The 12,605-nt window shown below is 61.7% G+C and carries 5 protein-coding genes and 2 pseudogenes; 1 reads left to right on the forward strand and 6 read right to left on the reverse strand.

The window, feature by feature from the left end:
- Positions 1 to 39: 39 nt before the first annotated feature.
- From ABNQ39_RS22175 to ABNQ39_RS22185, 3 genes are read right to left on the reverse strand one after another with little or no spacing between them, the layout of a single operon-like run.
- The gene (locus tag ABNQ39_RS22175) at positions 40 to 3,087 is read right to left on the reverse strand and encodes a site-specific DNA-methyltransferase (protein ID WP_376960595.1); all 3,048 of its coding nucleotides are present in this window, start codon (positions 3,085 to 3,087) and stop codon (positions 40 to 42) included.
- Entirely contained in the window at positions 3,087 to 4,979 is a 1,893-nt protein-coding gene (locus ABNQ39_RS22180) for a GmrSD restriction endonuclease domain-containing protein (protein ID WP_376960597.1), read from the reverse strand. The genes ABNQ39_RS22175 and ABNQ39_RS22180 overlap by 1 nt, the downstream gene beginning before the upstream one ends.
- The gene (locus ABNQ39_RS22185) at positions 4,979 to 8,023 is read right to left on the reverse strand and encodes a BPTD_3080 family restriction endonuclease (protein WP_376960599.1); all 3,045 of its coding nucleotides are present in this window, start codon (positions 8,021 to 8,023) and stop codon (positions 4,979 to 4,981) included. Before ABNQ39_RS22185 ends, ABNQ39_RS22180 begins: the two co-directional genes overlap by 1 nt.
- A 540-nt stretch (positions 8,024 to 8,563) precedes the next feature.
- Between ABNQ39_RS22185 and ABNQ39_RS22190 the strand changes: the two genes are divergently transcribed.
- Positions 8,564 to 9,157: a hypothetical protein gene (locus ABNQ39_RS22190; protein ID WP_376960601.1), complete on the forward strand. Its 594-nt coding sequence runs from the start codon at positions 8,564 to 8,566 to the stop codon at positions 9,155 to 9,157.
- Positions 9,158 to 9,512: 355 nt separating this feature from the next.
- Here ABNQ39_RS22190 and ABNQ39_RS22195 read toward each other — a convergent pair.
- The 3 genes and pseudogenes from ABNQ39_RS22195 to ABNQ39_RS22205 all read right to left on the reverse strand — a co-directional run.
- Positions 9,513 to 10,269, reverse strand: a pseudogene (locus tag ABNQ39_RS22195) (IS5 family transposase).
- A 71-nt stretch (positions 10,270 to 10,340) separates the two neighbouring features.
- Positions 10,341 to 12,083 (reverse strand): retron Ec67 family RNA-directed DNA polymerase/endonuclease, encoded by a 1,743-nt coding sequence (locus tag ABNQ39_RS22200; protein ID WP_376960603.1) that lies wholly within the window; start codon positions 12,081 to 12,083, stop codon positions 10,341 to 10,343.
- 235 nt (positions 12,084 to 12,318) lie between these two features.
- Positions 12,319 to 12,444, reverse strand: a pseudogene (locus tag ABNQ39_RS22205) (transposase); the annotation flags it as partial.
- Between the last annotated feature and the right edge of the window lie 161 nt (positions 12,445 to 12,605).

A 12,605-nucleotide genomic window follows, 5' to 3' on the forward strand; every position in this document is an offset into this window, starting at 1 on the left:
CTAAATTCATTTAGGCATTTAGAATGCTTGAGCGATTTCTCACACCCGATACACCTTCATCACCTCATCCCCGAAGTGGTTGATCACCTTCACGGCGATGCGGCCGCTCGAGGGGCGGGGGAAGGGGCGGGAGGTGTCGCGGTAGAGGCTTTCCCAGGCTTCCTCGTCGATCTCAGCCTTAAGGGTCGTCTTCAGCGACTTGTAGGGGTCCTGGGCGCCGAGGAAGTAGGCGTGGCGGACGAAGAAGCTCTCCTCGTCGTAGTCGGTGTCGATGAACCACGCGGCGATGTCGTCGGTGCCGCCGGCGCGGACCTCGCCCTTCTGCGGGTCGAAGATGTCCAGGCCAAGGATGCGCACCCGCAGTTCGCCGTCCTCCTCCTTCCGGATCTCGATGTCCGGTTCGCCGAAGACGACGAACAGGTTGCCGGAGCCCGTGTTCTTCAGGTCGTCGGCCATGTGCAGGTCGGGGTTCATGCGGGCGCGGACGATCTGCAACGGTCCCATCTTCGCCAGTTCCGAGGCGTGGGCGTCGAAGTTGAAGGCGCAGGCGATCAGCAGCTCGAAGCCGGCGTCCCTGGCCTCCCGCGCGGCGGCGGTCAGGTCCGGGCGGGAGACGGTGCCAAACTCCGGGCCGATGAAGATGGCGGCGCGGCGCTCGCGGTCGCCCTCCATGTAGCGGGCGTCGGCGGCGACGTACTCGCCGGGCCAGGGGGTCAGGCTGGTGAAGGTGATGCGGTCCTTCTTGTCCCCCTGGTGGACACCGCTGGTCTTCAGGTGGTCGAGCATGACCGTGGCGAAGTCGGTCTCCTCCCACTGGTGCGGAGCCTTCTTGCGAACAGGAGCCTGGGTGCGGCGCGGTTCCGGCCGGCCGGCCTCCAGGGCGTCGGCGGCCACCAGCTCGTCCCACAGCTCCTCCTCCTCGGTGGGGAGGACGCGGTGGGGCGACAGGCTCTCCACGGTGAAGGGGCCGGCGACGCGGACGCGGTCGGGGTCCTCGTAGGGCTTGTCGTAGAGGAACTCCTGGTCAGCCTTGTCCGCGATCGACTTGTCGATCTCCTGCTGGCGGGCGATGCGCGCCTCCCACCAGCGGCCGTGCAGGTCGATGGCATTGGCGTCGGTCCAGGGATCGTCGGGGAACTCCGGCAGGGTCTCCGGGGTGTAGGAGCGCTTGAGGAGGCCGTTTAGCTTCTTGAGCTGCGGAGCGACCGAGCCGCCGTCGGCGAGGCGCTTGCGGATGGCGGCGTGCAGGGTCTGCGCGGCCTCCGGCCAGGGATCGGCCGGGCGACGGGGGATCTCCCACTCCTGCCAGTCCTGGTTCCGTCCGAGCGCGGCGTTGAGGTCGTGGCGCAGCGGCTCCAGCACTGCCTGCCAGCGGTCCCAGATGACGTCGATCTCGGCGTTGTTGGCGATGGACTTCAGCGTGATGTGCGGCACGCGGCGGTAGACGAAGCCCTGGCGGATGTCGCCGTAGGTAGCCCGCTGCGCCGGCGGGGTGCCGGACACCGCCGCCTCCTTCACCAGCCCGTCGGGCGAGTCGGCGAGGTGGTAGTAGGGGTACTTGGCGCCCATCAGCCGCGCGCGGGCAAGCGCCAGCGCCACCCGCGAGGTGTCGATGGTGATCCAGCGCCGCCCCCACTGCTCGCCGACATAGGCCGTCGTGCCCGATCCGCAGGTGGGATCGAGAACGATGTCACCGGGGTCGGTAGCCATCAAGATGCAACGTTGGACGACCTTTGTTGATGTCTCGACGACGTATCTCTTGTCAGAAGTGAACCCTGCTATTCCTGTATCTCCCCAAATGTTTGTGTCAGGAAACGCCGCAAAATCTTCAAAGTATCGCTTGTAATATAGACCTCCATCGGTTCCCCCAAGACGAGATGACATTGAAAGGCGGCGCATTCCGTCTTCATTAGTCTTCCAACGGACTTTTTCTGAGGGCCGGAATACATTTCCATGATGTTGAACCGGGAACCAAGATGCTGCCCCTTCACCCTTGGCCCTGCCAACGCTTTGGCTGGTTAGATTGTCCAGGCGAAATACTCTAGAGCCAAGCGGAATTGATGCAGCTCCAGAAAGCTCATCATTATTGAGCGGTCGCTCTGATAGGTTTGGCAGCAAAAGCTTCTTGTAGGCGCTCCCTCCCGCTCCTCCAACTTGCTTTACAGAAAGAGGCTGCCGATACTTCAAATGCTCTCGACTTTTCGCGAAGAACAAAATTACATCATAGGTCCCAGGAAGAAATTCTGATGTCGCCCCAGCGGTCTTTGAAAAGATAATTTGAGAAATAAAATTATCGCGCCCAAATACTTCATCCAGAAGTGCGCGCGCAAGATGACTGTTCTCATCCCCGATTTGCACAAAGATCGACCCACTCTCGGTCAGCAGGTCGCGCGCCACGGTAAGGCGGTCGCGCAGGTAGGTCATGTAGGAGTGGATGCCGTCCTTCCAGGTGTCGCGGAAGGCCTTGACCTGTTCCGGCTCGCGGCTGATCTGGTCGATCTTGCCGTCCTTCACGTCGCGGGACCGGGTGGACACCTGCCAGTTGGAGTTGAACTTGATGCCGTAGGGCGGGTCGAAGTAGATGCACTGCACCTGCCCGCGCAGCCCTTCCTTCTCCGCCAGCGAGGCCATGACCTGAAGGCTGTCGCCCAGGATCATGCGGTTCGCCCAGTGCTTGTCGTGCTGGTAGAATTCCAGCTTGGCTTCCTCGTCGGGCAGGCCGTTGAAGTCGCTGAAGAAGTCGAACTGGGTGCCAGCCGCCTCGCCGCGCGCAGCCTCGCTGCGGCGGCGCAGGTCGTCGATGATGGCCTGGGGGTGGATCTTCTCCTGGATGTAGATCGGCGGCGCCTGCACCACGAGGTCGGACCAGTCCTGCTGGTCCTTGCCGCGCCAGACGAGCTGCGGGTCGAGGTCGGAGTTGCGCGGGCGCGTCGTGCCAGGCTCCAGCGGCGTGTCGCGCGGGTAGGTCACGGCCTTTGGCGCCGCGTCCTCCGCCTCGACGAAGGATTGCTGCTCGGCCGTCGGGATGTTCTTCCGCGTCGCCTTCTTGTGGACGAGGGAGTCGACGTCCTTACCGTTGCGCGCCATCACGCAGTCTCCAGCTCAACCGTGTTGTCCATGTCGCCAGCCTCGGCCGCATCCTCGGCCATCTGCTCGGCGGCGACCTCCTCTTCGGCCTCATCGGCCCCGTGTTCGTCAACCACCGCCTTGCCCAGCGCCGTGGCGACGACGCCGGCCAGCGCGTCCATGCGCGCGGCGAAGAAGGCGTCGAAGTCGTCGTTGCGCAGATGCGCCGGCTCGATCAGGTGACTGCGCAGGATGTCGTCCAGCGCCTCGGGGCTCAACCCCTGCCGCTGCTCGATGCGGCGCAGGTAGACGGACGGCGCGTCGCCGCCGATGGCGATGTTCGATGCCTTTGACAGCGGGGTCTTGTTGACGATGGAGTTGAAGACGTTGGGCGGGATGCCCTTCTTCTTGCACCAGGCCTGCGGGAAGATGTGGTGGATGTCGATCTTGTCGTTGAAGAAGGTCATCAGGTCGGTCGGCCGGCCGTTGATGAAGTCGCGGCAGCCGGAGCGCATCAGCAGTGCGTGCAGCCCCTTGTAGGCGGCGGAGATGCGCTGGCGGAGCGAGCCCAGACGGTCGCGCTGGAATAGCGCCTCGTCCACCGACCGCGGGTGCTGGCCGGCGCCGGACAGCCACTCGGCCAGTTCCGGCACGTCGCGGGCGAGGCGCGATTCCGTGCTCGAGCCGTAGAGTTCGCCCAGCGTGATCGACCAGAACCAGCGCGCCAGCTTCTCCTTCGCCGCCGCGGTCTGCGCCGTCTTGCCAAGGATGGCGAAGGTCGCGGCCAGCCCGACGATCAGCGTGGGATAGGGCACGTCCTTGTGCCAGATGATCTTGTGCTCGTTCAGGAAGCTGCCGGCCTCGACGAAGCCCTTCTCCACCGCGTCGGCGTGCTTCTGGTAGGCGTGCAGCGGCAGGCCCAGCAGGGCGTCGCGGTTGCAGCTGACCTGCGGCAGTTCCTTGACTTCGATCTTGCCCTTCGCCTGCATCAGCTCGGCGGCGCGGGCGAGGCGCAGCTCGCGGGTGTGCAGCAGCGTGCAGGCCTGGAGGAAGTCGGTGCTGGCGATCTGGCTGAGGACGTCGCGGCGGTTCGGCGACCCGATGATGCGGGCGCGGCGGGCCGCCCAGTCCTCGCGCAGGTTGGCGCCGCTGGCGGCGTAGATGGCGGTGACCAGTTCGAAGGCGTCCAGTTTCTTGCCGCCGACGTTCACCTTCTCGAACACGAGGCAGATGGCCTCACGGCTGTTGCGCTTGTCGAGGCGGATGATCGGCATCTCGTAGCGGCTGATGCGATCGACCACGCCGCGGTGGAAGTCCCGTTCGAGGTCGCCGACATCACGGCCGCGCGCCCGCCAGTGGTCGCGCCAGTCGTAGAACCAGTCGCGGCTGTCGAAGACCAGGTTCAGCGGAAAGGCGTCGGCCTCGAACTGCCCCTGCGGGGTGGACAGGTCGCGGACGATCTCCCGGCCGAAGTTGCGCCGAATGACTCGGTCGGCGGGCACCCCGATGATGGCCTCCTCGAAGTCCACGCCGCCGGCAACCGCCTTCTTGATGTCGATGAAGTAGTAGCGCTCGACCTCCGTTCCCTTGGGCGTCCGCGTGCGGACGGGCTGCGTGGACCGCGTCGCCTGGTAGAGGGAGGTGATGCGCTGCTGCCCGTCGAGGAGCAGTTCCGCCGGCCGGACATCCTTCGCCGGGACGCCGGCGAGCAGGCGTGGCTTGAACTCGATCTCGCCGCCGGTCTCCAGCGTCAGAAGCGCGCCGACGGGAAAGCCCTTAGCGACGGAGGCGACGAGGCTGCGCACGTCGGCGTCGCCCCAGACGTAGTCGCGCTGGAACTCGGGCAGTTGGAGGCGCCCCTCCTCGGCGGAACGGAGGATGTCCCGGAGGTCTTCCTTGGTGGAGTCGAACATCAGGCGGCCTTGTCCTGCAGGAATGACTGGATCAGCTCGCCGAAGCGCTGCTCGATCTCGAAGACGTGGTGGAACTCGGCGAAAGCCCAGCGGCCGTAGCGGCCGAGGTTGTTCACGCCCGGAACCCAGAGATTGTTCATCGTCTCGGCCTTGAGCTGGGCGTCGCCGCGCCGGTAGCCCTTGATCTCGACGATCAGGTTGAGCGAATCGGGGTGGCCCCCTGAGACATGGCCATCGTCGACGCGCAGGATGAAATCGGGGATGTACTTGCGCGGCGTGGAGCCGTCGCGGTACGGCACCTCGAACCCCAGGCCTTGGTTCTTCACGTAAGCCAGGACGCTGGGATGCTCCTCGGCGACGCGGGCGAACTCCGCCTCCCACTCGCTGTCGCAGATGACGAGGTTGACGTGGCAGCGCTTCGCGCTGGTCTCCCACCGCAGTTCCTTGCTGGTGGTGAAGTTGACGAAGCGGGTGGAGCCGGTCGGGTTGTAGGGATCGAGGATCGCCTTGATGCGGCGCTCCCCCTCCAGCCCGGCCTGACAGGCGAGGTAGATGCGCTCGGCCGCCTGATCGGCGATCTCCTGGTACATCAGCTGCGCCGGGAAGGTGCCGCCGGCGCACTTCAGGTGGCCAGCGTCCAGCCACTGCTTGGTGATGCGCTTCAACGGGCCGAAGAGGTGCAGCTTCGGCTCCTCCCCCGGGTCGCGGAAATGCTTGAACAGCAGGTGCTTGGCGAGGTTGTAGGCGATCGTGCTGGGGCGGACCTTCTCCAGATGGTCGACGTTCAGCGTCACGCCCTCGCCGACGATGCCCTCGAGGAGGACGGAGCAGGGGCCGACCAGTTCCGGGGTCAGGTAGAGGGTCGAGTTCTCGGAGAAGGTCGCCGACAGCCGCTCGTTGGGCAGCTCGACGCGGTAGCCCTCGACGCGCGGGTAGAGGATCTCCAGGTCTGCCCGCTCCTTCACCGCGTGCACGCGCACCGTCTCCCGCGGCGTGGCCGGCTTGGCGACGACCGGCTTGGCGGTGAAGTCGAAGGGGATGCCGAGGACGTCCGCGTACTCCGCGTTGAACAGGCCCTGGTCGTTCAGCTCGTAGGACTGGCGGCGCAGCGCCCGGCCGACGACCTGTTCGCAGAGAAGCTGCGTCCCAAAGGCGCGCACGCCCAGGATGTGGGTGACGGTGTTGGTGTCCCAGCCTTCGGTCAGCATCGACACCGACACGACGCAGCGGACCTGCTCGCCCAGGCGGCCCTTGCGGCCGACGGTGTTCATCACCTCGCGCAGCAGGTCCTTGTCAGTCAGCTTGTCGGCCGCGCCGGCGCCGTCCCGCTGGATCAGCTCACGCTTGAACTGCTCGATCTCCTCGGCGGCGGCGGCGCGGAACTCCGTGTCCAGCGCCTCGTCGGACTCCAGCTGCTCGCTGTCGATCAGCAGGGTGCGCATGCGCGGCAGGCGGTTGCCGTAATCGTCGTAGTTGCGGAAGTGCTCCAGCCGGCCCTGGTTGAACTGGGTGTTGCCGTTCTCGTCCGTCCGCGTCCAACCGGAGATGAACTCGTAGACCAGCTTGGACGACGACGTGTTGTTGCAGACGATGATGAACACCGGCGGCACGCCGATGCCCTTCTCCTCCCACAGGTCGAAGACCTTGGTGTAGTGGCCGTAGAGGGCTTGCAACGCTGTCTGAAGCTCGGAACGCAGGGAGAGAGGATCGAGCTCGCCGCCCTTGCCGCGTCCCTTCTTCGGCATCTTCTTGCCGATGTGCTCCCACAGATTCCGGTAGACCGGCATCTCTCCGGTCGGCAGGTTGTCGGCGACGGGGACGCGGGGCAGCTTGACGATGCCGCACTCGATGGCGTCCATCAGCGAGAAGTCGCTGACAGTCCAGGGGAACAGCGTACCTTCCGCGTAGCCCGAGCCGCGCAGGAAGAAGGGGGTCGCCGACAGGTCGTAGACGCCGCGGACGCCCAGGTGGCGCTTCACCGTCTCGATGCCGGTGATCCAGAGGCGGGCGGCCTCGTTGTTCTTCTCCGCTTCCTTCTTCTCGTCGCCCGTCAGCCCATCGTCCACACCGGGCCGCTCACGGTAGCAGTGGTGCGCCTCGTCGTTCAGGACGACGATGCTCTTCATGCCCATCAGATCGGGCATGACGCGCTGAAGCATCTGCCCTTCCGTCTCGGCGGTGTTCAGGTCGCCGTCGCGTCCCTTCAGCAGGGCACGGCCGAGCTTCGACACCTCCATTCGCTCGCGCAGCTTGAAGGAGTGGTAGTTGGTGATGACGATCTTGGCCTTATCGATGTCCGGCAGCATGTCCGCCGGCACCAGTTCCCGGTTCTTGTAGTAGCTGTCCGGGTCGTTCGGCTGGAGGACGCGCAGGCGGTCCTTGATGGTGATGCCGGGGGTGACGATCAGGAAGCCCTTGCTGAACCGCTTGCTGTTGGGATGGCGGACGGCGTTCACCGTCTGCCACGCGATCAGCATCGCCATGACCGTCGTCTTGCCGCTGCCGGTCGCCATCTTCATGGCCATGCGCAGCAGTTCCGGGTTCGCCTGGAGGTTCGCGCCCTCGACGTGCTCCAGGACCTTCTTGTACTGGTTGTTGCCCGGGGCGACCTCGGTCAGCCAGATGATCGTCTCGACCGCCTCGACTTGGCAGAAGAAGGGACGAACCCCGTTGAACTCGTGATGGCGCCAGTGCTGGAGCAGCCTTGCGGTCGCCGGCGTCACCTTCCAGTCAGTGGGATTGGGCAGGTTGCGCCAGGAGTCGACGTGCTGCCGGATCTCGTTAATGATCGGAGTCGGGTTGTACTCGACCTCCGCAGTCGTCAGACCCTGCTGGTCGGCGAAGACGAAGCCGGCCTGATCGGCGGGCGCCGCCTTACCTTTCTTCTTCTTCGGCTTCGGAACCGGCGTGATCAGTTCAGACCGGCGGCGGCCGACGACAGGAGGAAGATCTGTCGGCTGACCGTCTGCGTCGAGATGGTGATGGAACTGGGGCGGTTCGTAAGGGGAATTCAGGATCGGCTGCTCAAAGAACCGTTCACTCATTTAATCACCTTGTTCACCACGCACGCACATAGCTTATGGATACGGACGACACGTCGAATAACAGCTCCGGTGCCGATTTTGTAATTTTCTTACAACTCGATCAACAAGGCCGCAACCTGCCCCCTGCGCATCTACTTCACATTGGGTAGCCTAGTTAGGTAATCTCCCAAAATCCAGCGTTCCCCACGAGTGCGCACAACTTTTTGATTATTGCATACTACGGTATGTTGCGGATACGTTAGCTGCTCCATCGTGGGAACTTTTGGCTGCTTGGCCTCGCATCTCGGCAAACCTCCTGAATGCCCTGAGATCAGGTGCTTTGGCATGGTACTAGGTCACTCTCGAACCGCCAAATTGACACGTGAGGATGGGAACATTCCCTTCTCACAGGCGTTACACGCTCAGACCAACGCCAGGGGCTTTATGATGACCTGTTGGAACTGCACTCTCCGAATAGGAATAGCTATCTGACCGCCTTGGGGCTGCGCATCTGGCGCGTCGCCTTCGTTCGCGCCGTCATAGCTATGACGGAGATGCATTATGTCCCAACTCAGGACGAATCTGCCTAATCTCAGCCCGAATCTGCTGCAGCTGTTGGTTTTCCTCAAGGCCTTCACATCCATCGCGGCCTCGGTTCTGAAATGCCAGCAAACCCAAATCCTCGGTGCCTGTGTGCCCGCCGCCGCCAGCGTCAGCAGATTCCTTACCATGCACGGGTTTGCAGCCGTACCGCTGCCGGTGAACGCCTATGTCAAGGCTTGGGTTCTGGGCCCCGGCGGTTGGGAGATGCGCGGAAAAGCCGCAGTGTACGGCAAGGGCGGCGATCCGTCGTCAGGCTTCCAGGGCCATGTGATCGTGTCAATCGGCCAGATTGTATTCGATCCCACACTGGGCCAACTGCAACCGCGCGGAGCTCAAATTCCCAGCCAGATCGTGCTTCAGAAGTACGGCTGTCCGCCCCTCGTCGCCGGCTATAAAAACCTCCTGCCGTATTGGAGCGTGGAGTACAAGAAATGGAATGGTCCCGCCATCGAGGCCGTCCGTGCCCTCCACAATGTGTCGAAGCGAAATGATGACGCGGTAGTTGCGGCACTCGAGAGGGAATGGCAGGCGCTGCATCCCAACCTCCCGTAGGAAATGTCAGGATTGGTCGGCTTGGCAATGCTCAACGGCTGATATGTTCTGTACAGCAACAAACTAAGCAGTCAGGCTTGACGGAATTCAGGTAAATCCGGTCCGATCCTACACCCCGCGGTAACTGCCATCAGACCAGCTGCATGGTCGTCAACAGGAGGGGATGGAACTTGCGGCTCCATCCCCTTCACGGCACATAAGCTATCACCACTCGTTCGTTGCCGTATAAGGCAGCCGGTTCCGTTCACAGGGCTCCAGTGCCACGACGATGGTGAAAACGTTTCGCTACCCTGCGGAGTGGCCTCCGCTAGGTCGCTGGCGTAGCCCTCGAGCATATCGGCCTTAGGGTTCGGACTCATAACCAGTAGGCGACGGTTGCGGCGATGTGGACTGCGGCCATGAAGTTGATGGCGGACCGGTCATAACGGGTGGCGATGCGCCGGAAATCCTTGAGGTGTCCGAACATGCGCTCAATGACGTTACGGTTCCGGTAGAGGTAGGGAGAGAAGCAGTTTTTCCAGCGCTTGTTGGCGCTTGGGGGGATGTTGGGCGCCGCCCGGCCTCTTCGATCTTCCGGCGGATGGCGGCACTATCGTACCCCTTGTCGCCGTGCAGGAGTTCGGTTGCGGGCATCCGGTCGAGCAGACGGTCGGCGGCGGTGCAGTCCGCAACCTGACCGCCGGTCAACAGGAAGGCGAGCGGCCGACCACGCGGATCGCTCAGGGCGTGGATTTTGGTGGTTCTCCCACCTCGGGACCGTCCGATGGCCTGGGCGCGCTCCCCCTTTCCCCGCCGCTTGCCGAACGATGGGCGCGGACCGCCGTGGAGTCGATCATCACCTGGGCCGGTGGACCACCCGCCGCCGCCAACGCATGGAAGATGTCCTCCCACACGCCCTTGGCCGCCCAGCGGACGAAGCGGTTGTAGAGCGTCTTGCGAGGGCCGTAGACCGGCGGAGCATCCACCCAGTGCCCGCCCGACTTCAGCACATGGACGATCCCGCTGATCACACGTCGGTCATCCACGCGCGGCTTGCCTCGGGTGTCGCGCGGAAGGTGCGGCTCAAGCCGTCCAAACTGCTCGACCGTCAACCAGAACTGACCGTCATTCATCACAAAGTCCCTTTCCAGGGCGTTGAATCACAACGATTCCATCAAGGAAAGGACCTTTATGGGTCCGGACCCTAAGGTGCCGTCGCTACGCTTGGCACCGCCACTGCCAAGTGAGCTGCATAATGTTTGAGAACATCTTCAATTCTGGTGAGCAGGCCTTCGAACCCCGAAAAGTCCACAGTCCCAGCACTTGCCCTAACCACCGCTTCAGCAAATACAACTTTGCCATACTCAGTATGATCTGCATGTTCCTTCTTGGGATTAAATTTCTTGCCGTCCAACATTCTCGTAAGCAGTGCTGGGTCGAACAGCGATTCAATATCCTTATCGACTGGAGGCGTTCCTTCCGGCACCTTTACTAGATATAAATTAAGCCCAAGATGATAGAACGGGTCGGTCGTTTTAGTGGATACCGTCTTGCCAATCTTGGACTTCGCGTTCTTGATCACAGAGTTAAGACCGTCGTCATTATCGCACAAGATGATGACCGGATGCGCCATGGGTTTGTGCTTATACTTCTTAAGCACGTTCTCATACTGGGAAATCAATGCCCCTTGCCCCGCGGCGCCATGGCCGAGATTCAAAAGCTCTCGTGAAGTGCCGGACGACTTCAGGAAGTGTACAAGCCGGACAGTCTTACCGCTCACTTCCTTGGCCAGCAGCGGAAACTTTTTGACCAAAGCCTTGATTGCACACTGTAGGTACGTGATGTCCGAGATGCCCTCTGTCACGATCAGCGGAGCGGCGGGCGCAGCGAAATACTTGTAGAATAGAAACTTTCTGTACAACTCTTCTGGCGCGGATGGCGGATGAAACTCTCCTGCGGCCTTTGCGAGCTTGTTGACTTTTGGATGACGATCACGCCGCGCCTTGACGAAATGGATGTGCGAGAGCGTGCCTTCTAGTGGCCCTAGTTTATTAGTTACATTCGCGGGATCGTCGCCTGGGCGAAAGTAGTGTCCCGTCTGAAAAAGAGAATTACACATCGCCCGCGTGGCGCGGTAGTAATCTTGATTGATGTTGGTCTTAGCGTTTACAACGAGCCCTGTGACGGTCTGGCGAGACCGGCGCAAGGACATGCGGGTCTTTACCGGATTAATAACGAAGCCCGTTCCCTCGATGATCTTCCTCAACTTTGCCCCTACTTCCCAATCAGCGCCGTGTACATTCACGGCTATCTCGGTAGGAAAGAGCACTTCGTTGGTCGAGAAAGTCAGATCATCGGCATAGCGCGTGTAGGTGCATCGGGCATCTCGGGCTAGTGCAAGCAGCCGTAAGTCCAGAATATTTCCTATTAGATTTGAAATGACTGGCGAACAGGGACTTCCCTGCGGCAAGGCATTATCGTGGCAGGCGATCTGGGCAATGATTGTAGCGACCTTTGGCTCCAGTGAAAACATGGCATCACGAATGAAAAAGCCGCGTACACGCCCGAAATTTATAGTGCCAAAGAAATCTGCCAGGTCGAGATTGAAGACATAGCGCCGCCGCCTGTGAACCTCGGCATTGGAGACGATGGTTCGGCCTTGATGGAAGCCGTGGGAGGCAAACCAGAAGCGCGCATTTACCTGCTTTCTCTCGCCCACGCAGGCGTAGAGCAGTTCAGCAAGGCGGGTTTGTAGCAGCGCTAACTGCGGCTCAGGTGCATGAATGGTGCGGACGCCGCCTGATTTCTTGGGGATGTCGAAAGAACGGTACTTTTTGACCACGTCCTTCTTGTAAAGGACGTAGCTAACGCCCTTCGGGGTAAAGCCAAGGAGCTTGGCCAAGTCGGTGAGGCTTTGCGCCTTCTGTAATTTTTCTAACAAGCTCAAATACCTGCACTCTGTATTGGGTGCTTACGGGCACTCTTAAGCGAACATCAGCGATACACCGGAAAACCGAAAATACCGCAAAGAAGGCTGAAAGTAAGCAGCCTGCCTACCGTTGTTGGCATTTGCCGCGATGCGCAGCAGGAAGTCTGCCCGTAAGCGTTTAAGAGTATGAAGGATTTTCCCACTTTGGGCAAGTCCGTTCCTCTACATAAGCCGACATTCTTTAGATGGACGCAATCTGGACGATCCCGCTGATCAGGCGCCGATCGTCCACGCGCGGCTTCCCACGGGTGTCGCGCGGAAGATACGGTTCAAGCCGGGAAAACTGTTCAACCGTCAACCAGAACGGACCGTCGCTCATTAAAGCCTCCTTGCCCAAAGGCTTTGAATCACAGCGCTTTTGCCAAGGAAAGCCATTTTATGGGTCCGGACCCTAGCGATGGCCAGACGGACCCGTCCACCGGAGTCCGTCCCTACAAGTAGAGGGATCGAGCTTAGGGAAAGGCGGTCAGCTCGCAAGCG

It is taken from the genome of Azospirillum sp. A26 (assembly GCF_042604635.1).
In the GTDB taxonomy this organism is placed as follows: domain Bacteria; phylum Pseudomonadota; class Alphaproteobacteria; order Azospirillales; family Azospirillaceae; genus Azospirillum; species Azospirillum palustre.